The following is a 19,221-nucleotide window of genomic DNA, read 5'->3' as shown; positions in this document are numbered from 1 at the left end:
AATCGCGCCCGATGAACAAAAGTCTGGTTTGGTTACGGAGGGCGCTCGCCGATGGATCACACTCGAAACCAATTCCAAACGGATGAGGCCGCCCTCGCCGAAAGGGTTGCGCGCGCGCTGGCCACCGCCCGCACGGCCCAGGCGGAGTGGGCCACACGCCCCGTCGCGGAGCGGCTGGCGCCCATCGCGGCCTTGCGCCGCCGGATCGCGGATGAGGCCGAAACGCTGCTCGACACGCTGTCCACGCGCCCCGGCCGGACGCGCGCGGAAAGCCTCGCGGCAGAGGTGCTGCCGCTGGCCGACGCTTGCCGCTTCCTGGAGAGGGAGGCCGGCGCGTTGCTGAAGCCCCGCCGCCTCGGCGCGCGCGGACGGCCCGGCTGGCTGTTCGGCGTGACGGCGGAGGTTCGGCGGGAGCCGTTCGGGACCGTGCTCGTCATCGCGCCATCCAACTACCCTCTGCTGCTGGCCGGGGTGCAGGTGGTCCAGGCTCTGGTCGCCGGCAACGCCGCGCTGGTCAAGCCGGCCCCCGGCTGCGCCGCCCCCATGGCCGCGCTGGCGCACTGGCTGAGGGAGGCCGGCTTGCCGGAGGGGCTGTTCGTGGTGCTCGGTGAAAGCCCGGCGGAGGCGGAAGCGGCCATCGAGACCGGCGTGGACAAGGTGGTGCTGACCGGCTCCGCCGAAACCGGGCGGCGGGTGATGGCGCGGTTGGCGGAAAAGCTGATTCCCGCGACCATGGAACTGTCGGGCAATGACCCGGTGTTCGTCCTGCCCGGCGCGGACGTGGAGTTCGTCGCGGGGGCGCTGGCTTTCGGGCTGCGCTTCAACGGTTCAGCCACCTGCATCGCACCGCGCCGGGTCTTCGTGACCCCCGCGCAGATGCCGGAGCTGGAACGTGTCCTGAGTCAGCGCATCGCCGTCCTGCCCCCGTCCCCGGTGCCGTTGCCCGTGCGCGCCCGGCTGGCCCGGCTGGTGGAGGAGGCGCTCACCAAGGGCGCCCGCCTGATCGGCCCGCCGCCGGCCACCGACGCACCGCTGCTGGCGCCCTTCGCCGTGGCCGACGCGCGGCCGGACATGGGGTTGCTGTCGGAAGACGTGTTCGCCCCGGTGCTGGCGCTGGTCGCTGTGGCGGACATGGAGGAGGCGTTGCGGATGGCGGCGCTTTCCCCCTACGCGCTCGGCGCCTCGATCTTCGGACCGGAGACTGATGCCCGCGCGCTCGCCTTGCGGGTGGAGGCCGGATCGGTGACGATCAACGATCTGATCGCCCCCACCGCCGACCCGCGCCTGCCCTTCGGCGGACGGCGGCGCAGTGGCTGGGGTGTCACGCGCGGGGCGGAGGGCCTGCTGGAGATGACACAGGTGAAGACCATTTCCGTCAGCCCCAGCCGATTCCGTCCCCACCACCAGCCAATGGGCGAAGCGGACGAGGCGCTGCTGATGGCTTGGCTGCGCGTCGCCCACGGCAATCGGTCGGGGGGCCAGCGGGGGGCGTGGCGGTCGCTGCTCAGCGCGATGAGGAACCGCTTCCGCTCTCGATGAAATAGCGCAGCGCCAAGTTGGTCCGCCCGCCCGCCGGCCCGATGGCGAGTGCCGCGTCCGCGTAGCGCGGCGGGCCGAAGCGCATCGGCGCGTCGTTGCCGAAGCCGATGCCCTCCTCCGGCAGGCCAAGGAAGTTCCGGTCGATGTCCAGGTTCTGGTTCTCGTCATGGAACGCCTGCACCGCGTAGGTGCCGGGCGGAACGTTGCGCACCGTGACGGTGACTTGGCCCGCGCGCGCCGGCTCGCCGGCGGTGTAGGGGCAGCCGGCCTTCAGGAAGGTGTCCGGCGTGCAGAGGGCGACCAGCACCTTGCCACGGTCGTTGCGCACGTTGGTGACGGTGACCGAGAGGTCGGCGGCGTGGGTGGGGGTGGTGAGGAGGATCGTGAGGAGGAAAACGGCTGCACCGATGCCCCCACCCCGACCCTCCCCCGCTATCGCAGGGGAGGGAGATTGGTTCCCTCCCCTGCGAAGCGGGGGAGGGTTAGGGAGGGGGCATCGCAGCATCACGCCCCCGCCCCGGCCCGCACCCCCGCCTCCACCTCCGCCACCCAGGCCTTCACCCGCGCGGCGTTCACGCCCATGTCGGAATAGCCGTAGAGCGAGCGGCTGTAGACCGCGAAGGAGGACCGGCCATCCGCCTCGGGGATGATCCGGACGGTGACGAGGTCGGGGAAGCGCAGCCATGGGGTTCGAACCTCCGCTTCGATCTGCTCGCCGCCGCTGGAGAGTACGTTCGCCCTGTGCTTTTCGATCACCCCCAGCCACGCGGCGCGCAAGCGATCCGGCGGCACCGGATAGACGGGGCTCTCCGCGTCGGCGCGGGTGCAGGCGCGCGGCGGGCAGACCAGGTACCGGTTCGGGCTGTCGGGCGGAACCAGAGTCGCAAAGTCCACCGGCGCCCGGCTGCCGGGGCCGAACAGCGTCGCCCACACCCCGTCCCGCCCGACCACTGCGGCCAGCACCAGATAGGCCAGCACCGGCACGGCCAGCACGATCAGCAGGACCCGGAGGAACCGCTTCATGGAGCGGTCACCCGCCCCGGCGGATGATGGCCGCGCAGCGGCGGACCTTCCGTGTCGGCGAGCGCGCGGGCATCCGGATCGGTCTCCACGGCACGGGCCGTCGCGCGGGCGCGGTCCTGGGCGAGGCGGAAGGCGCGGATCAGAGACTGCGCCTCCGCCCGTTCCTGGGCGTCACGGCGCACTTCCGCCTCCTCCGCCGCGGCGATCTTGCCGGCGGTGGAGCGTTGCGTCTCGCTGTAGCCGAACAGGCCCGGTTCCCAGCGTTTCAGGGTGGCGTAAGCCGCCACGCGATCCGCCCCCGTCATATCCTGCACCTGCGCCTGTGCCCAGGCGGCGCGGGCGGCGCGCAGTTCGTCGGCGAGCACCTGTTCGGGACTGCGGGGCCTGGGCGGCGGCGGTTGATGCAGGCGGTTGCGGGCGGCCTTCAGCGCCGCCGCGCGTTCCGGATCGTCACGCCAGCGCCGCGCCTCGGCGGCGGCCTCGCGCCATGCCTCGATGAGCCGTTCCGGATCGGGTGCGGTGTCCCGCTGCGTCGATGCCATGGCCCCTCCCTGCCGAAAGGATCCCGTGGGAGATCCCTTATCGAAGGCATTTAGGCCATATTCCGCCCAGGGCCAGCCCCGGAAGCGGCGGTAACCCCGAGGACTCCGGCTACCCTTCGACCTTACCCAGCAGATAGTCGATGTCGCCGCCGTCCAGCGCGCTGACCAGACCGGTGCCCTCGATGGTCGCGTCGGACAGGTTGCCCTTGCGCCGTTGCAGGTCGAGGATGCGTTCCTCCACCGTGTTGGCGGCGATCAGCTTGTAGACGAAGACCGGCTTGTCCTGCCCGATGCGGTAGGCGCGGTCGGTCGCCTGATCCTCGGCCGCCGGGTTCCACCACGGGTCATAGTGGATGACCGTGTCGGCCGCCGTCAGGTTCAGGCCGCGCCCGCCGGCCTTCAGGCTGATGAGGAAGACCGGCACCTCGCGGTTCTGGAAGCGGTTCACCGGCTCCGCCCGGTCGAGCGTGCGGCCGGTCAGCTCCACATAGGGGATCTTCGCGTCCTCCAGCTTGACCTTGATGAGGTCCAGCATCGAGGTGAACTGCGAGAAGATCAGGATGCGCCGCCCCTCCGGCACCATCTCCTGCACCATGTCGGTCAGCGCGTCGAGCTTGGCGCTTTCCTTCACCTTGCCGGCGGCGGGAATCTTGACGAGGCGCGGGTCGCAGCAGACCTGCCGAAGCTTCAGCAGCGCGTCGATGATGGTGATGGCGTTGCGCGACACGCCGCTGGCGGCGAGTGCTGCGCGCACCGTCTCGTTCACCGACAGGCGGATGGTCTCGTACAGGTCGCGCTGCGCCGGTTCCAGGTCGATGCGGACCACCACCTCCGTCTTGGGCGGCAGTTCCTTCGCCACCGCCTCCTTCGTGCGGCGCAACAGGAAGGGGCGGATGCGGCGCATCAGCATCTTGGCGCGGGTGCCGTCGCCGCGCTTCTCGATGGGCAGGCGGTAGCGCTTGCCGAACTCCTTCCGGTCGCCCAGCAGGCCGGGCATCAGGAAGGCGAACTGGCTCCACAGCTCGCCCAGATTGTTCTCCACCGGCGTGCCGGACAGGCAGAGCCGGTTGCGGGCGTTCAGCGCGCAGACGGCGCGCGTGGCCTTGCTGTCCGGGTTCTTGATGGCCTGCGCCTCGTCCAGGATCAGCATGTGCCAGGTCTGGCGCTTCATCATCTCCACGTCGCGGGCGACCACGCCGTAGGTGGTCACCACGATGTGGGCGCGGTCCACGTCGCTCAGCCTCTCATGCCGGTCGAGGCCGTGCAGCACGACGACGCGCAGGTGCGGGGTGAAGCGCTGCGCCTCCGCCACCCAGTTGGGCACGAGGCTGGTCGGCACGACGACGAGGCAGGGCTCGGTCAGCCGCCCCTCCGCATGCTCCGTGGCGATGTGGGCCAGCGTCTGGGCGGTCTTGCCCAGGCCCATGTCGTCGGCCAGGATGCCCGCGACCTTGTTCGACCGCAGCCCCTGCATCCAGGCGAGACCGACGCGCTGGTAGTCGCGCAGCGTGCCCTTGAAGGCGGCGGGCGGGTCCATCTCCGCCGGCAGTTCCTGCTCCTGAATGGTGCGCAGGTAGCGGTCGATCTGGGCGGTGTCCTCGGTGCGCCGGGCGATCAGGTCGTCGATGTCCAGCAGCGAGTCCGCCTCGGCCATCGGCACCTTGAGGGTGTCGTCCACGCGCCGGCCGCTGCCGAGCATGGCCTCCAGCACGCTCAGCAGCCGCTCCACCCGCTCCGCCGGCAGGGCCAGCACGTTGCCGTCGTCCAGCACGAGGTGGGCGCGGCCCTCGATGACGCGGGTGGCTTCCATGCCGCCGCGCTCGATCAGCGTGGCCAGGATGGGCAGCAGCGCGCGGCGCTGGCCGTCGATCTCCACGCCCACGTCCAGGTCGAACCAGCCGTCGCCCGCGTCACGGACGGCCACGGCCACCTCGTCGTTGGCCTCCACCACCTTGGTGCCGAAGTCGGCGCCGATCTCCAGGACCCAGCCGGCCTCGCGCAGGGCCGGAACCTCGGTGGACAGGAAGGTGGCCCAGCGCTCGTCGGCGTCGCGGCCGGTCAGCCAGTGCACGCGGGTGCCCCGCGCGTTGAGCTGCCCACGCGGCGGCTCGATGCGCCCCTGGGCAAAGCCGAAGGCGGCGAGGCGTTCCAGCGCGCCCTGCTCCAGCGCCTTGTCGCGGCGGACGAAGACGGCGCCGCCGGGCTCCTCCACGCGGGCGAACTGGCGCTGGTCGTCGGGTTCGATCTCCGACGGCGAGCCCTCCTCCCCATAGTCGAAGGCGAGGCGCAGCACGTCCACCAGCCCGCCGTCTGGCGACACGACGCGGCCCAGCCGCGCGACGATGCGCGGGTCCCGCTCCACGATGGTCGCCGCCGTTTCGGACCCCATGCGGATGCCCGCCGGCAGAGATGCCGGCGGCATGGCGATGGTCGGCCGCTCCGGCGCGGGCGGACTCTTCTTCGCGAGACCCGCCTTCAGGGACGCTGCGGCGGGTGCGGGCGCCGCCCCCTTGGGCTTGGGCACCTCGACCACCTGCAATTCCACCGGCGAGACGGTGCCGCCCTTGGGATCGACGCACCAGTAGGTCTGGCCCTTGATGAGCGTCCCGCCTTCCGGCAGGCCGGTCGGGCGCAGCTTGCGCGTGGCCGGGTCGCGGAAGGCGCGAATCGTGCGCGACGGCCCCTCGGCCAGCAGCGCGCCGCCGCGCCAGCGCAGCCGGCCGGTGCCGAGCAGGCGGCGCAGGATGCGGTCCACGGCGTCGCCCCGGCTTTTCGCAACCGGCGTGCGCACCACCCCGCCCCCGCCGAGCAGCCGGGCGACCGCGCGATCCACGTCGCCGTCCATGCTGCGCGGCGCGCGCGCCAGCACGTCGCGCGGGCTGGCGGGAGTCGAGGTCTCTTCTCCCTCCACCGCGATCACGGCGGAGACGAACATGGCCGCGTCCTCCTTCCCCGGCTCCAGCGTCCAGCGGACGCTCAGCACCGGCTCGGGCGGCGGAGGCGGCGGTGGCGGTGGCGGTGGCGGTGGCGCAACCACCCGGACCGGTGGAGGCTCCTCAACCGTCCGTTCGGGAGGCGGCTGTTCCGAGGGCGGCTGTTCCGGCTTCGGGTCGCTGGGCGGCAGATCGAACAGCGACATCTGCCGCCATTCCGGCCGCGCGTCGAGCGCCAGCAGGGCCGCCGCCGCCATGTGGGCGCAGGCGTTGCGCCCGCAGGTGCAGCTCTTGTCGAAGACCACCCGGCTGCGGCCCCGCACCGGCGTGACGGAGACGGTCAGGTGACGGCCGAGGTCGGCCACCGTCGCCTCGATCCGGCCATCCGTCTCCGACAGCGTGACGGACTTCGCCATGATGAGCGTGCGCCCGCGCTGCAACGTCTTCGCATCGAAGACGCGCGTCAGATCCTCCTGGGAATAGGGGACCACGGCGTTTCCCGGTGCCGTGGCGCGCGGGAGTGAGTCGAAGAGCGACATGTCCGGAAAAAGGCAGCGGAACGGAAGGCGGCGGGTCGGCGGCAGAAAGGCGGGCGAAGAATCAGAACGAGGCGTGAACGGGGGGCGTGGGTATAGTCGCTCACCATGCCGTGCCGCAAGCCCGCTCTCAACCCCGAACCGACCGTCTAACAGAAACATTCCGGTTGCCAAGTCACGGCGGGGCAAGAACGGCGCGGCCCGAACACCCCATCAATGAACGGGCAGCATCGCCAAGACATCGTCGCGCGAAGGCGGCGCCGCCGGTCCGCACAAGAGGGATTCCTCATGCAGAAACGCGACGGCGTGCCTCAGGAACGGCTCGGCGTAGGAGCGGTCGCCCAGCGTGACCGTGATCGAACCGAACAGGATCACCACCGCGACCGCCAGCGGGTTCAGGTTCAGGTGCGCGCCGGCGAAGCGGGACAGGCTCTGCGCGAAGGCCGCCACCGCCAGCCCGCCCAGCGCAAGGCCGGCCAGCACCTCCGCCACCGAATGGCGGTGCAGCGTCACCCTGGACACGGCCACGCCCGCCACCACCCCGAAGACGGCGAGCAGGAAGCCGTTGCGCCGCCAGCCGTCGAGATGGCGCGACGCCAGCACGCCCGCCGTTCCATAGACGGCGGCGCTGAGGGCCGCGTGCCCGCTGGGGCTGTTCATCCGCTCATCGAACAGGTGAACGTCGCAGGCTCGCCCGCCGACCTTCAGCAGCAGGACCGCCATGACCAGCAGTGCCAGCGCGGTCAACCAGCGCGCCGCGGCCAGCGTCGAATGCCGGCGCCACAGCACGGCGGTCAGGACGCCGGACACGGGCAGCACGAACGGCGCGCTGCCCAGCAGGGTGACGGCCTTGCTCAGGGTCACAAGCATACGGTTCTACGGTCCTGTTGATGAGCCGGGAGGTCAGCGCAGCCGGGTGAGGCGGCCGTCCAGATAACTCCAGGCGGCCGTGGCTTTCCCGCCGGCGCCGCCGGGGATGGGCATGGAAACGGTGAGGGCGCGGTCGGCCGTGGCGACCTCCGCCGCCTCACTGCAGGTCCCGAAGGGAGGCGACACGCCGGGCTTCGCCCCGGAGAGGTCGAGCACGCGGTACCGCGCGGCGCAGCCGCCTTCAGCCCCCTGCTGAAGCAGGACGAGCCAGCGCCCCTTGACGTCGTAGGCGTTCACGAAGGACAGGGCCGGGCCGTCGTGCTCCTCGAACACCACGCGGTCGTTGACGACGACCTGGGTGACCTTCGGCGCGGGCTCGACCAACTGGACGACCTCGTTGCCGACCGCCGCCGTCACCCGGACATCTCCGGTCAGGGGCCCGGCCAGCGCCCCAGCGGAACCGGACGCCAGGGCCAGCGCCGCCACCGCTGTGGCAAGTCCCAGAAGCTTCGTCGCCACGCCATCCCTCCGCGTTCCCGTGCCGGCCCGAAGGTAGGCGCCTTGTCCGCCGATCGAAAGTCCGCCGAAGGGCGGAAGCGGCCGGTCTCCAAAAAGTCCTGGCCCGGCGGGAGCGCGGCCAAAAAAATCGCGCCGGTCGCAAAATTTTGGTTGCCTTCCGGCCGGAGCCAATCTAAAAAGCGCGCCTACCGCGGACGGCAACGCCAACGCCGCGACAGAGGGAAGCGCCCGTAGCTCAGCTGGATAGAGCACCAGACTACGAATCTGGGGGTCAGGAGTTCGAATCTCTTCGGGCGCGCCACTCTCTCACAAATCTCCTTGAAAATTCGCACAGCAAGACGCGCAGCCAGCGGAGCGATGCTCCGGGCTTTTGCGCGTTTTTTGATTCTGCCCTCGAAGCGCGTTTTCCCCTCGCCCATCTCCGATGGGAGAGGGAGGGGCCCGCGCCGAAGGCGTGGGAGGGTGAGGGCAAGGTTACCCCGAGAATCCTCGAACCACATTCCCTGTACTCTCGGCAGAACCTTGCCCTCACCCTCCCATGCTCCGCATGGGCCCCTCCCTCTCCCGCCGGAGGCGGGCGAGGGGTGTGTTTAAGAGACCAGCGCCGCGCCTTTGATCTGGGCGAAGACCGGCTGGCCGGGGGCAAGGCCCAGCATGTCCCAGGACTTGCGCGTCACGCGGGCGAGCATGCGGGCGCCCTGCCCGTCTTCCCCCAGCGCCACGACCGCCATGACCTGCACCTCATCCTGCCGCTCGGCGGCGACGATGCGGGCCGGCAGGGCGTTCAGGATGGTGCTGCCGCTCGGCGGCTGGCGGGCGAGGCTGACGTCTGTGGCGGCGATGCGGACGCGGCGCTCCGCCCCGGCCTCCCCAAGATTGCCGGGGACCATCAGCCGGCCGCCGGGCAGAGCCAGCGCCGTCAGCCCGTACTCGGGTTCATGCTGTTCGACGGTCGCCGTCAGGGTCACGCCGGCTTCCGGCATGCGGGCGATGGGCAGCGATGGGTCGGCTTGCAGGTCCTGGAGCGGGCCGGAGGCCACCACCCGCCCCTCGCGCAGCAGGACCAGATGGTCGGCCAGCCGCTCCACCTCCGCGATGTCGTGGCTGACGTAGAGCACGGGGATGGGCAGCACGCCGTGCAGCCGCTCCAGATAGGGCAGGATCTCCTCCTTGCTGAAGCGGTCGAGCGCGGCCAGCGGCTCGTCCATCAGCAGCAGGCTCGGCTGCGACAGCAGCGCCCGTCCCACGCCCACGCGCTGGCGCTCGCCGCCCGACAAATTCTCCGGCGAGCGGTCGAGCAGCCGGCCGAGCCCCAGCAGGTCCACCACCTCCTCCAGCCGGATCGTCTCCGGCACGCCCCGCCCGACCGTGCGGCGGTGGCCGTACAGCAGGTTAGAGCGCACCGACAGGTGGGGGAACAGGCTCGCCTCCTGGAAGACGTAGCCGATGGGGCGCTTGTGCGTCGGGCGGAAGCTCCGGCCGTCCTGCCAGACCTCGCCGTTCAGGACGACGTGCCCGCCAAGCCGCTGAAGCCCTGCCACGCAGCGCAGAACGGAGGTCTTGCCGCAGCCGGACGGGCCGAACAGCGCCGTCACCCCGCGCGCCGGCGCGGCGAAGGCGACGTCCAGGGTGAAGGCGCCCAGCGCGCCGTGGAAGCGGGCCTCCAGCCCAGCGCCGAGGGTTTCGGACGGAATCATCGCCGGGCGCGCCCGATGCGCTTCTCCAGCGTCATCATGGCGAGGATCACGGTGAAGGAGAACACCAGCATCCCGCCGGCCAGCCGATGCGCTTCCGCCCATTGCAACGTCTCGACGTAATCGTAGATGGCGACCGACAGCACCTTGGTCTTGCCCGGGATGTTGCCGCCGATCATCAGCACCACGCCGAACTCGCCCATGGTGTGGGCGAAGCCCAGCACCGCCCCGGTCAGGAAGCCGCGCCGGGCCAGCGGCACGGCCACGGTGACGAAGGTGTCGAGCGGCGATGCACGGAGCGTCGCCGCCGCCTCCAGCGGGCGGTCGCCGAACGCCTCGAAGGCGTTGCGGATCGGCTGCACCACGAAGGGCATGGAATAGAGGACCGAGCCGATCACCAGCCCTTCGAAGGTGAAGGCCAGCGACCGGGCGCCCCACAGGGAGGCCACCCAGCCGCCCGGCCCGTCCGGCCCCATCAGCGTCAGCAGGTAGAAGCCCAGCACCGTCGGCGGCAGGACCAGGGGCAGCGCCACCACCGTGGCGACCGCCTCCTTCCACCAGGCGCGGGACCGCGCCAGCCACCAGGCGAGCGGCGTGCCGATGACCAGCAGGATCGCCGTCGTCAGCGTGGCGAGCTGCAAGGTCAGCAGAATGGGCTGCCAGTTCATCGGCTACAGTCCCAGTAGGCGATCAGTTCGACGCAGCGGTACCATAGCCGTATTTGGCGATCACCGCACCGGCCTCCGGCCCCTTCAGGAAGGCGAGGAAGGCCTTGGCCGCCTCGTCCTTGGCGCCCTTGGCCAGCAGCACGGCGTCCTGGCGGATCGGGTCGTGCAGCGTCTCCGGAACGACCCAGCGCGAGCCCTCGGCCTTGTCGATCACCTGCGACAGGGCGACGAAGCCGACCTCCGCGTTGCCCGTTTCGGCGAACTGGAAGGCCTGGGCGATGGTGTTGCCCTGCACGATCTTGGGCTGGAGCGCGTCGTGGACGCCCAGCTTCTTCATCACCTGCACGGCGGCGGCGCCGTAGGGGGCCAGCGCCGGGTTGGCGATGGCGATCTTCTCGAAGGCGGCCTTCGTCAGCGTCTCCTCGCCGGTCACGGCGGCGGGAGTCTTGCTCCACAGCACCAGCTTACCGATGGCGTAGGTGAAGCGGGTGCCGGGCACGGCCAGCCCCTCCTGCTCCGCCTTCTTCGGGGTCTCGTCGTCGGCGGCCAGCAGGACGGCGAAGGGAGCGTCCTGCTTGATCTGGGCGTAGAACTGCCCGGTCGCACCAAAGCTCAGCACGGCCTTGTGGCCGGTCTTCTCCTCGAAGGCCTTGGCGATCTCCTTCGCGGCGCCGGTGAAGTTGGCGGCGACGGCGATGTTGGTCTCATCGGCCCGCGCGGCGGAGGCGGCCGACAGCAGAGCGAGGGTGGCGATCAGCAGACGCTTCATTCCTTGGACTCCTTCTTGTCGGTCAATCGACCGCGAGCACGATGTGCGAGGCGTCGATCAGCGCGCAGGCCGGGTTGCCGACGGCCAGCCCAAGATCCTCCGCGCTGCGCAGGGTGATGATGGCGGTCAGGGTCTTGGCCCCGCCGATGTCCAGAGTGATCTCGGTGTTGACGGCCCCATCCTCGCGCCGGGCGACGGTGCCCTCGATGCGGTTGCGCACGGAGGTGCGGCGCGCCTCGTCCGCCGGGGCCAGGATCACGAAGGGCGCCTTGATCAACGCCGTCGCCTCACGCCCCGGGAACAGGCCCAGCTCGCGCACGCTGTCGCGGGTGATGATGGCGGTCAGGGTCGTGTCCCCCGCCAGGGACAGCGTGACCTCGGCGTTCACCGCGCCGTCGGCGATGGCGGTCACCGTCCCGCGGAGCGCGTTGCGTGCACTGGTGCGCATGAAGAACCCCCACATCAGACTTGCCGCGGAAATGCCGGTGCCGGCGAGGTCCGGCTCCAGCGCCTGGAAGGCGCGCGCCAGCTCCCCCTCCAGGCGGTGGAAGGTCTCCACCAGCTTCACGCCCTCGGGCGTCAGCCGGGTGCCGCCGCCGCGCCTGCCGCCGGCCTGCCCTTCCACCAGCGGGCGGCCGAACAGGTTGTTCATGGCGTCGATGCCGTCCCACGCCGCCTTGTAGGTGATGCCCACCGCCCGCGCGGCGGCGGAGATGCTGCCCTCCCGCGCCACCGCCTCCAGAAGGCGGATGCGCTCCGCCCCGATGGGGGATGCACTGGACCCGGCGAACGAAACCTGGGGGCGAACGGTCATGCCCGACCTCTTCCGAACCGATATATACACAGACCATATAACGATCGCCCCACGGAGGGAAACAGCGAATTTTTTGCATCGCACACAAAAGCGTCCGCCGTGGATCATCGCCGCGCCCCGGCTGTTGGACTTGCGTCCGCATCCGCCCCGGAGCACCCGCCCCTATGCCGACTGTCCGCCTCGCCGACGCCCTCTCCCGCCGGGAGCACCAGCACGAGCTGCTCGCCCGGTTCGGCATGACCGCCCTGAAGAGCACCAGCATCGGCGACCTGTTGCAGGAAGCGACGCGCCTGTGCGCCGAAGGGCTGCGGACGGAGCTGTGCAAGGCGCTGGAATGGATGCCGGGGCCGGACGGCGAGGACCGGCTGCTCGTCCGGGCGGGGGTTGGGTGGAAGCCGGGCGTCGTCGGGCAGGCCTTCGTCGGAGCCGACCTCGCCTCCCCCGCCGGCTACGCGCTGAAGACGGGGCAACCGGTCATCTCCAACGACCTCGGCGGCGAATCCCGCTTCCGCCTTCCGAGCCTGCTGGCTGAGCACGGCGTCCGGCGCGCCATCAACGTCATCATCCGGGGCGAGGGCCGGCCCTTCGGCGTGCTGGAGGTGGACAGCCGCGAGGACGGCGCGTTCAACCCCGCCGACGCCGCCTTCCTGCAAGGCTTCGCCAACCTGCTGGGCAGCGCCATCGACCGGGCGCGCGCCGAGGAGGCCCTGCGCGAGAGCGAGGAGCAGTTCCGCACGCTGGCCGATTCCATCCCGCAGCTCGCCTGGATGGCCGACTCGACCGGGGCGATCTACTGGTACAACAAGCGCTGGTACGACTACACCGGCGCCAAGCCCGGCGAGACGGAGGGCTGGAACTGGCGCGGCCTGCACCACCCCGACCATGTGGACCGCGCGACGGAGGAGTTCAGCCGTTCCGTCCGCACCGGGGAACCGTGGGAGGACACTTTCCCCTTGCGCGGCCGGGACGGGCGCTACCGCTGGTTCCTGTCCCGCGCCATGCCGGTCCGCGACCGCTACGGGCGCGTGCTGCGCTGGCTGGGCACCAACACCGACGTGACCGAACAGCGGGAGGCCGAGGCGCGGATCAGCGAGGCGGAACGCCGCCTCCAGCTCGCCCTCAGCAGCGCGCGGATCGGCACATGGTCCTGGGACCTGGAGAGCGACCGGATCGAGGCCGACGCGCGGCTGCGGGAGATCTTCCGCTTCGACCCGCACGAACCGATCCAGGGCGCGCACGTCGTGGACCGCGTGCACCCGGAGGACCGCGACCGGATCGAGGAGATCATCGAAACGGCCAAGCGGAAGCGCGGCGAGTACGACGCGGAGTTCCGCATCCTGCTGCCCTCCGGCGAGGTGCGCTGGGCGGTCGCGCGCGGCGTCGTGACCCGAAGCCGGGCCGACCGCAGCCTGACGCTGATCGGCGTCACCTGGGATACCACCGAGCGCAAGCGCGCGGAGGAGGAGCTGGAGGCCGCCCGCGACACGGCTGAAGAAGCCAACCGCGCGAAGAGCCTGTTCATCGCCAACATGAGCCACGAGCTGCGCACGCCGCTCAGCGCCGTCATCGGCTACACGGAGATGCTGGAGGAGGAGCTGTCCGACCTCGGCATGGACAGCATGCTGCCCGACCTGGAGAAGATCGAGGCCAACGCCCGCCACCTGCTGAACCTCATCAACGGCGTGCTCGACATCTCCAAGATCGAGGCCGGCAAGATGGAGGTCCACGGTGAGGACGCCGACGTGGCTGCCCTCGCCCGCGAGGTCGCCGCGACCGTCCAGGCGCTGGTGGAGAAGAAGGGAAACCGGCTGGAGGCGCAGATACCCGGCGGGCTTGGCCGCATCCACACCGACGTGGTGAAGGTGCGGCAGTGCCTGTTCAACCTGCTGAGCAACGCCGCCAAATTCACCGAGAACGGCACCGTCACCCTGGCCGTCGAGCGTTTTGGGGAGGATGGCGACGTGGCCTTCCGCGTCAGCGACACCGGGATCGGCATGACCACGGAGCAGGTGGAACGGCTGTTCGAACGCTTCATGCAGGCCGACAGCTCCACCACCCGGCGTTTCGGCGGCACCGGCCTTGGGCTGGCGATCACCAAGGCCTTCGCGGAGATGCTGGGCGGCGACATCGCCATCGAGACGGCGCCGGGCAAGGGCACCAGCTTCACGCTGCGCCTGCCGGCCGACCTGCGCAAGGCCTCCGTCGCCGGGCTCGCCGCAACGCCCGTGTCGGTCGCCGACGGGCCGCTGCCGAAGGACGGCGACCTCATCCTGATCATCGACGACGAGCAGGCCATGCGCGAACTGCTCGCCCGCTTCCTGCACCGGGAAGGGTTCGGGGTGGCGGTCGCCGCCGACGGCCGGGCGGGGCTGGAGCTTGCGCGGAAGATCCGGCCGCGCGCCGTGCTGCTGGACGTCATGATGCCGCACACCGACGGCTGGTCGGTGCTGTCGGCGCTGAAGGCCGACCCGGAACTGGCGGACATCCCGGTCTTCGTCGTCTCCGCCCGCCGCGAAAAGGGCCTCGCCCTGTCGTTGGGGGCGGCGGACTACTTCACCAAGCCGGTGGACTGGCAGCGCCTGCAACGGGTGCTGGAGGAGATACCAACGGAAGAGAATGGACCCGATGAGGGTGCGGACGGGTTGAAAGGGGAAGCGTTGAACGAAGCGATCGCGCGTCTGAGATCGCCGCCCCAGCCGTCCTCGGACAAAACCGGCGGCGGATAAGAAACGGGAGGAAGGGATGGCCAAACTGCTGCTGGTTGAGGATCATGAGGAGATCTGGGACTTCCTGTCCCGCCGGCTGAAGCGGCGGGGGTTCGAGGTCGTTCTGGCCTTCGACGGGCGCCAGGGCGTGGACATGGCCCGCGCGGAGCGGCCGGACGTCATCCTGCTCGACATGAACCTGCCGGTTATCGACGGCTGGACAGCGGCGCGGGAACTGAAGGCCGACGCCGGGACCGCACCCATCCCCATCATCGCGCTGACCGCCCACGCCATGTCCGGCGACCGCGAGAAGACCTTGCAGGCGGGCTGCGACGACTATCACCCGAAGCCCATCGACTTCTCCCGCCTCCTCACCCAGATCGACACGGCCATGCAGCGCCGGAGCGCGTGATGGCCACGACCGCCCCAAGCGATGAACCGGACGCCAATGGGCTGGGAAACAATGGGCTGGGAACCCGGCTCGGCCACCTGCCTGCGCTGCACGAGGTGCTGGCGCGGCACATCCTGAACGCCCATCTGCGCAACCGCCACCAGCTCATGGATCCGGCCCCGTCGGACCTGCGCACGGCCAGCGCGGAGGAGGCCCGCCTGCTGATCCGCGCCATGGCCGCGGCGGCCCACGCGGACGGCGGCCTCGACCAGCTGGAGCGCGGGCGGATCCGCAGCGTGCTCCGCACCAGCGCGCTCGACGAGGAGGACCGGCGCGAGTTGGAACGCCTCGTGGAGGAGCCGCAATGCCTGGAGGAGCTGGTGCGGCAGGTCGGCACTCCCCGGATGGCGGCGCGATTCTACGCGGTCTCCCTGGCGGTGCTGGACAAGAACGAGCCGGTCAACCGGGCCTATCTGCGGTATCTGGCCCAGAGGTTGGGGCTGCCGGGGGATCTGGTGGTGCGGCTGAACCGGAGATTGGGGATGCGGGTTTAGGGCACTTCTGCCCCCTACCCCTCGCCCCCGCTCGCGCTCAGTTCGCTCAGCGCCTCGCGCACGGCACCCGTCTCCAGCAGAAGGCGCCGCGACACGTCGGTCAGCGTCACCCACCCCACCACGAGTCCCGCCTCGTTCAGCACCGGCAGGCGGCGGACGTGGTAGGAGCCCATGATGTCCATGGCCGTGGCCAGCGTGTCGGTCTCCCGGCAACTGAACACCGTCGTGGACATCACGTCGCGCACGCGGGTGCGGGCGTTGTCGCCCCCTTCTGCCACCACGCGGAACAGGATGTCGCGGTCGGTGACGATCCCCTGCAAATCCTCCGGCGAGCCGACCGGCAGGGCGCCGACGTCCAGTTCGCCCATCAGCACGGCGGCCTCCTGAACGGTGGCGTCGGGGGCGATGAACTCCAGCGCCTTCGCCATGATGTCGGACACGAGCATGCTTTCCCCTCCCCCGCTCTTCAGTGCCCGCCGAGCGGCCAGACCATGACGATCAGCCAGGTCCCCAGCACCAGGATGATCAGCGACAGCGGCCCGCCCAGCCTGGAATAGTCGCCGAACCGGTAGCCCCCGGGGGCCATGACCAGCGTGTTGCACTGGTGGCCGATGGGCGTCAGGAAGTCGCTGCCGGCGCCGACCGCCACAGCCATCAGGAAGGGATCGGGGCTGAGCCCAAGCTGCTGCGCCACGCCGGCCCCGATGGGCGCCATGACCAGCACCGTCGCCGCGTTGTTCAGGAACGGCGTGACCGCCATGGCCGCCGCCATGATCAGCGCCACGCAGGCCACCGCCGGCAGGTTACGCGCCGCGTCGGCCAGAAGGCCGGAGATCACCTGTGTAGCCCCGGTGCTCTCCAGCGTGCCGCTGACCGGGATCAGGGCGGCCAGCAGGATCAGGATCGGCCATTCCACGGCGTGGTAGGCCTCGTCCACCGTCAGCACGCCGGTCACGACCATGGCCGTCGCGGCAGCGAGAAAGGTGATCGGCAGCGATGCCAGATGGAAGCCGACGACCAGCATCGTGACGACCACGATGCCCACCGGAACCCAGGCCGGCCGGCGGCGGCCCAGTTGCAGGTGACGCTCCGCCAGCGGAATCAGGTTGGCGTCGGCCAGCGCGTCGGGATAGCGCTCCGCCGGGACCTGGAGCAGCAGAAGGTCCCCCTCCCGGAACACGACATGGTGCAGGCGCTGGGTCAGCCGCTCCCCGCTTCGTCCGACCGCGAGAAGGCTGAAGCCGAACCGGCCGAGCGGGTCGAGCCGGCGCACGGACTGGCCGACCAGCGGCGAGTCGGGCGTCACCACCGCCTCGACCACCAGCAGTTCGCCGCCGTCCGTGGCCGCGAAGCTGCCGACCGGCTCCAGCTCGGCGCCGCGGACGATCTTCTGCAAGGCCGGCGCGTCGCCTTCCAGAACCACCACGTCGTCGGACAGAAGCGTCCAATGGGCGTCGGGCACATAGCGGCGGAACCGCTCGCGGATCAGGCCGATGACCTTCGCCTCGGCCTCCGCCAACGCTTCCAGGTCGCGCACGGTGCGCCCGACGAAGGGCGAGTCGGCCGGCAGCCGCATTTCGCTGCCGTAGTTCTCGACCGCAAAGGTCTCCTCCGCCGAGCGGGTGCCGCTGCGGTGCTCCGGCAGCAACCGCCAGCCGACGGTGAGGAAGGCCAGACCGGCGATGGTGATGCCCAGCCCGACGGGAAGATAGTCGAACATCGCGAAGGGCTGCCCGATCATCTCGGTCCTGACACGCGACACGATGATGTTCGGCGAGGTCCCAACCAGCGTCATCAACCCGCCCATCAGCGAGGCGAAGGACATGGGCATCAGAACGCGGTGCGCCCCCGTGCGGTGCCGGCGGGCCAGCTGCATGGTGATGGGAAGGAAGATCGCCAGCGCCCCGATGTTCTTCATCAGCGCCGACATGAAGGCCACGGCCCCGCAGAGGAAGGCGATCTGGCGGGTGGGCGTGTTGAGCTTCGGCGCCATGGGCCGCACCAGCGCGTCGATCACGCCGGACCGCGCGATGCCCGCGCTGACGATCAGCGCGGAAGCGATGATGATGACGATATCGTCGGCGAAGCCCGAAAAGGCCTCCTTCGCCGGAACCAGCCCCAGGGCCACCGCGGCCAGCAGGGCGAGCAGGGCCACGACATCGTAGCGCAGCCTATTCCACACCAGCATCGCCACGACGGCGGCGACGAGGGCGAAGGCCATGAACTGCGGCAATGTCATGCGACGATCCGTGCTGCCACCGGGGAAATCCGTGGGAGCGTAACCGCGCATCTTAGGGTGATGTTCCCGCGAGCGGCGTTTTCCGCCGGGCCGCCTCACTGGGAAGGTGCCGGACCGCCGGTCGGAAGCGCAGGATCGCGCTCCGCCGGCGTCTGCGGAAGAGGAGGATGGAAAGGGTCAGCGCGGCGCGATGACCATGACCATCATACGCCCTTCCATGCGGGGCATCTGCTCGACCTTGGCGATGTCCTGGAACTGGTCCCGGACACGGATCAGCACGTTCATGCCCAGATCCTGGTGCGCCATTTCGCGACCTCGGAAGCGCATGGTCAGCTTGACCTTGTCGCCCTCTTCGAGGAAGCGCTTCGCGGCCCGCATCTTCACGTCGTAGTCGTTGTCATCGATGTTCGGCCGGAGCTTCAGCTCCTTGATCTCGATGATCTTCTGCTTCTTGCGGGCCTCGTTAGCCTTCTTCTGCTCCTCGAACCGGTACCGGCCGTAGTCGAGGATCTTGCAGACAGGAGGCTCCGCCTGGGGCGCGACCTCAACGAGATCGAGTTCGGCATCCGCCGCCGCGTCGAACGCGTCCCGCAGCGAGACGACACCGATCATCTCCCCGTTGGCGCCGACGAGACGCACCGTGCGCGCGGTGATTTCCCGATTGATGCGCGGACCTTCGCGGACCGGATCCGCATCGTAGAGCTTGGCTATGTCCAGTCTCCAATATCAAATGCCCGGAACGGCCCGGGGCGGCCTGACGGCACGGTGATCGTCCGTCCTGTTCGATTGATGAAAGAGCCGCCCTTTCGGAACGGCCCTTTCCGGTCAGTGATCCTGCGGCGCTCAGAGCGCGCGCAGGTTCTCGGCCGAAACCTTGCCCCGGCGCGGGTCACGAACGGCTTCGAACGACAGCTTCTGGCCCTCGTTCAGGTTGCCCACCCCGGAACGCTCGACGGCGGAGATGTGGACGAACACGTCCGCAGTGCCGTCTTCCGGCTGGATGAAGCCATAACCCTTGGTGCTGTTGAACCACTTCACGGTACCGATAGCCATGGGTCTGTTCCCTTTCTGGCGTTGCCCAACCCGACATGAGAGGGGCATCAAACTCACTTCAGGAAGAGACCCAGACCCACGGATGGGCCGGAGAGCGCATACCCCAGAGCAACTTCGATCGTTTCAAGATGGGCCTAGTGAGAGTGGCATACAAGAAGAAACGCACGCCTCTCGACCATTTTGCGGCGACCGGGGGCCTTCCCATCCGATGCGCGGCGCCAAGCCTTCAAGGAAAAAGAAGGATGGAAGAGGATGGTGGGCCCGGCCGGATTCGAACCGACGACAACACCGTTATGAGCGGCGCGTTCTAACCGCTGAACTACAGGCCCTATCCCGAGGGAGCCAGAATGTGCTCCAGAACCGGGGTCCGGT

General features: G+C 69.9%; 18 protein-coding genes and 2 tRNA genes. 5 read left to right on the top strand and 15 right to left on the bottom strand.

Annotation, left to right across the window (positions count from 1 at the left end):
- Positions 1 to 51 precede the first annotated feature (51 nt).
- Entirely contained in the window at positions 52 to 1,539 is a 1,488-nt protein-coding gene (locus ACSVC7_RS04845) for an aldehyde dehydrogenase family protein (protein ID WP_448203292.1), read from the top strand.
- Here the strand turns inward: ACSVC7_RS04845 and ACSVC7_RS04840 are convergent.
- The 6 genes from ACSVC7_RS04840 to ACSVC7_RS04815 all read right to left on the bottom strand — a co-directional run bounded on the left by ACSVC7_RS04840 (position 1,505) and on the right by ACSVC7_RS04815 (position 7,962).
- Positions 1,505 to 2,044 (bottom strand): DUF2141 domain-containing protein, encoded by a 540-nt coding sequence (locus ACSVC7_RS04840; RefSeq protein ID WP_448203291.1) that lies wholly within the window; start codon positions 2,042 to 2,044, stop codon positions 1,505 to 1,507. The genes ACSVC7_RS04845 and ACSVC7_RS04840 overlap by 35 nt on opposite strands.
- Positions 2,044 to 2,562 (bottom strand): DUF1499 domain-containing protein, encoded by a 519-nt coding sequence (locus ACSVC7_RS04835; RefSeq protein WP_448203290.1) that lies wholly within the window; start codon positions 2,560 to 2,562, stop codon positions 2,044 to 2,046. The genes ACSVC7_RS04840 and ACSVC7_RS04835 overlap by 1 nt, the downstream gene beginning before the upstream one ends.
- Positions 2,559 to 3,104, bottom strand: a complete 546-nt coding sequence (locus ACSVC7_RS04830; RefSeq protein WP_448203289.1) for a hypothetical protein — start codon at positions 3,102 to 3,104, stop codon at positions 2,559 to 2,561. Before ACSVC7_RS04830 ends, ACSVC7_RS04835 begins: the two co-directional genes overlap by 4 nt.
- A gap of 109 nt (positions 3,105 to 3,213) precedes the next feature.
- Complete coding sequence (locus ACSVC7_RS04825) at positions 3,214 to 6,528, bottom strand: DEAD/DEAH box helicase (protein WP_448203288.1); 3,315 nt, start codon at positions 6,526 to 6,528, stop codon at positions 3,214 to 3,216.
- A 258-nt stretch (positions 6,529 to 6,786) separates the two neighbouring features.
- Positions 6,787 to 7,443 (bottom strand): phosphatase PAP2 family protein, encoded by a 657-nt coding sequence (locus tag ACSVC7_RS04820; protein WP_448203287.1) that lies wholly within the window; start codon positions 7,441 to 7,443, stop codon positions 6,787 to 6,789.
- Between the two features lie 33 nt (positions 7,444 to 7,476).
- The gene (locus tag ACSVC7_RS04815; RefSeq protein WP_448203286.1) at positions 7,477 to 7,962 is read right to left on the bottom strand and encodes a hypothetical protein; all 486 of its coding nucleotides are present in this window, start codon (positions 7,960 to 7,962) and stop codon (positions 7,477 to 7,479) included.
- 224 nt (positions 7,963 to 8,186) lie between these two features.
- Here ACSVC7_RS04815 and ACSVC7_RS04810 point away from each other — a divergent pair.
- Positions 8,187 to 8,263 (top strand) — tRNA-Arg (locus ACSVC7_RS04810).
- A 289-nt stretch (positions 8,264 to 8,552) separates the two neighbouring features.
- Here ACSVC7_RS04810 and modC read toward each other — a convergent pair.
- The 4 genes from modC to ACSVC7_RS04790 are packed head-to-tail and all read right to left on the bottom strand — an operon-like array spanning position 8,553 to position 11,907.
- Positions 8,553 to 9,659: a molybdenum ABC transporter ATP-binding protein gene (modC, locus tag ACSVC7_RS04805; RefSeq protein WP_448203285.1), complete on the bottom strand. Its 1,107-nt coding sequence runs from the start codon at positions 9,657 to 9,659 to the stop codon at positions 8,553 to 8,555.
- Entirely contained in the window at positions 9,656 to 10,324 is a 669-nt protein-coding gene (gene modB / locus ACSVC7_RS04800; RefSeq protein ID WP_448203284.1) for a molybdate ABC transporter permease subunit, read from the bottom strand. The genes modC and modB overlap by 4 nt, the downstream gene beginning before the upstream one ends.
- Positions 10,325 to 10,346: 22 nt before the next feature.
- Positions 10,347 to 11,093, bottom strand: coding sequence for a molybdate ABC transporter substrate-binding protein (modA, locus tag ACSVC7_RS04795; RefSeq protein ID WP_448203283.1), 747 nt, complete (start codon positions 11,091 to 11,093; stop codon positions 10,347 to 10,349).
- A gap of 22 nt (positions 11,094 to 11,115) precedes the next feature.
- Positions 11,116 to 11,907 (bottom strand): TOBE domain-containing protein, encoded by a 792-nt coding sequence (locus ACSVC7_RS04790; protein WP_448203282.1) that lies wholly within the window; start codon positions 11,905 to 11,907, stop codon positions 11,116 to 11,118.
- Positions 11,908 to 12,071: 164 nt separating this feature from the next.
- Between ACSVC7_RS04790 and ACSVC7_RS04785 the strand changes: the two genes are divergently transcribed.
- Genes ACSVC7_RS04785 through ACSVC7_RS04775 form a run of 3 tightly spaced genes read left to right on the top strand, consistent with a single transcriptional unit; the run spans position 12,072 to position 15,557 of the window.
- Positions 12,072 to 14,633, top strand: a complete 2,562-nt coding sequence (locus tag ACSVC7_RS04785) for a PAS domain-containing protein (RefSeq protein ID WP_448203281.1) — start codon at positions 12,072 to 12,074, stop codon at positions 14,631 to 14,633.
- 16 nt (positions 14,634 to 14,649) lie between these two features.
- On the top strand, positions 14,650 to 15,024 hold the full coding sequence (locus tag ACSVC7_RS04780; protein WP_448203280.1) for a response regulator: 375 nt from the start codon (positions 14,650 to 14,652) through the stop codon (positions 15,022 to 15,024).
- Positions 15,024 to 15,557, top strand: a complete 534-nt coding sequence (locus tag ACSVC7_RS04775; RefSeq protein WP_448203279.1) for a DUF533 domain-containing protein — start codon at positions 15,024 to 15,026, stop codon at positions 15,555 to 15,557. Before ACSVC7_RS04780 ends, ACSVC7_RS04775 begins: the two co-directional genes overlap by 1 nt.
- Before the next feature lie 14 nt (positions 15,558 to 15,571).
- On the opposite strand, the gene ACSVC7_RS04770 is transcribed toward ACSVC7_RS04775, so the two are convergent.
- From ACSVC7_RS04770 to ACSVC7_RS04750, 5 genes are all read right to left on the bottom strand, one after another.
- A complete protein-coding gene (locus ACSVC7_RS04770) occupies positions 15,572 to 16,003 on the bottom strand; it encodes a CBS domain-containing protein (protein ID WP_448203278.1) in 432 nt (143 codons plus the stop codon).
- Positions 16,004 to 16,023: 20 nt separating this feature from the next.
- Positions 16,024 to 17,796, bottom strand: coding sequence for an SLC13 family permease (locus ACSVC7_RS04765; RefSeq protein WP_448203277.1), 1,773 nt, complete (start codon positions 17,794 to 17,796; stop codon positions 16,024 to 16,026).
- Positions 17,797 to 17,973: 177 nt separating this feature from the next.
- The gene (gene infC, locus ACSVC7_RS04760; protein ID WP_448203512.1) at positions 17,974 to 18,507 is read right to left on the bottom strand and encodes a translation initiation factor IF-3; all 534 of its coding nucleotides are present in this window, start codon (positions 18,505 to 18,507) and stop codon (positions 17,974 to 17,976) included.
- Positions 18,508 to 18,639: 132 nt separating this feature from the next.
- Positions 18,640 to 18,849, bottom strand: a complete 210-nt coding sequence (locus ACSVC7_RS04755) for a cold-shock protein (RefSeq protein ID WP_448203276.1) — start codon at positions 18,847 to 18,849, stop codon at positions 18,640 to 18,642.
- A 253-nt stretch (positions 18,850 to 19,102) separates the two neighbouring features.
- Positions 19,103 to 19,178 (bottom strand) — tRNA-Ile (locus tag ACSVC7_RS04750).
- Positions 19,179 to 19,221: the final 43 nt, after the last annotated feature.

The organism is Azospirillum mesophilum (assembly GCF_053470405.2).
The sequence above is the reverse complement of the archived record's forward strand: the minus strand, read 5'-3'. Positions and strand labels throughout refer to the sequence as shown.

Bases quoted from the DNA above. Each gene is read 5' to 3' on its own strand.
- ACSVC7_RS04830 (WP_448203289.1), bottom strand. From the start codon at position 3,104: ATGGCATCGACGCAGCGGGACACCGCACCCGATCCGGAACGGCTCATC.
- modA (WP_448203283.1), bottom strand. From the start codon at position 11,093: ATGAAGCGTCTGCTGATCGCCACCCTCGCTCTGCTGTCGGCCGCCTCC.
- ACSVC7_RS04780 (WP_448203280.1), top strand. From the start codon at position 14,650: ATGGCCAAACTGCTGCTGGTTGAGGATCATGAGGAGATCTGGGACTTC.
- ACSVC7_RS04835 (WP_448203290.1), bottom strand. From the start codon at position 2,562: ATGAAGCGGTTCCTCCGGGTCCTGCTGATCGTGCTGGCCGTGCCGGTG.
- ACSVC7_RS04765 (WP_448203277.1), bottom strand. From the start codon at position 17,796: ATGACATTGCCGCAGTTCATGGCCTTCGCCCTCGTCGCCGCCGTCGTG.
- ACSVC7_RS04845 (WP_448203292.1), top strand. From the start codon at position 52: ATGGATCACACTCGAAACCAATTCCAAACGGATGAGGCCGCCCTCGCC.
- ACSVC7_RS04820 (WP_448203287.1), bottom strand. From the start codon at position 7,443: ATGCTTGTGACCCTGAGCAAGGCCGTCACCCTGCTGGGCAGCGCGCCG.
- ACSVC7_RS04785 (WP_448203281.1), top strand. From the start codon at position 12,072: ATGCCGACTGTCCGCCTCGCCGACGCCCTCTCCCGCCGGGAGCACCAG.
- ACSVC7_RS04755 (WP_448203276.1), bottom strand. From the start codon at position 18,849: ATGGCTATCGGTACCGTGAAGTGGTTCAACAGCACCAAGGGTTATGGC.
- modB (WP_448203284.1), bottom strand. From the start codon at position 10,324: ATGAACTGGCAGCCCATTCTGCTGACCTTGCAGCTCGCCACGCTGACG.
- ACSVC7_RS04840 (WP_448203291.1), bottom strand. From the start codon at position 2,044: ATGCTGCGATGCCCCCTCCCTAACCCTCCCCCGCTTCGCAGGGGAGGG.
- ACSVC7_RS04775 (WP_448203279.1), top strand. From the start codon at position 15,024: ATGGCCACGACCGCCCCAAGCGATGAACCGGACGCCAATGGGCTGGGA.
- ACSVC7_RS04770 (WP_448203278.1), bottom strand. From the start codon at position 16,003: ATGCTCGTGTCCGACATCATGGCGAAGGCGCTGGAGTTCATCGCCCCC.
- modC (WP_448203285.1), bottom strand. From the start codon at position 9,659: ATGATTCCGTCCGAAACCCTCGGCGCTGGGCTGGAGGCCCGCTTCCAC.
- ACSVC7_RS04790 (WP_448203282.1), bottom strand. From the start codon at position 11,907: ATGACCGTTCGCCCCCAGGTTTCGTTCGCCGGGTCCAGTGCATCCCCC.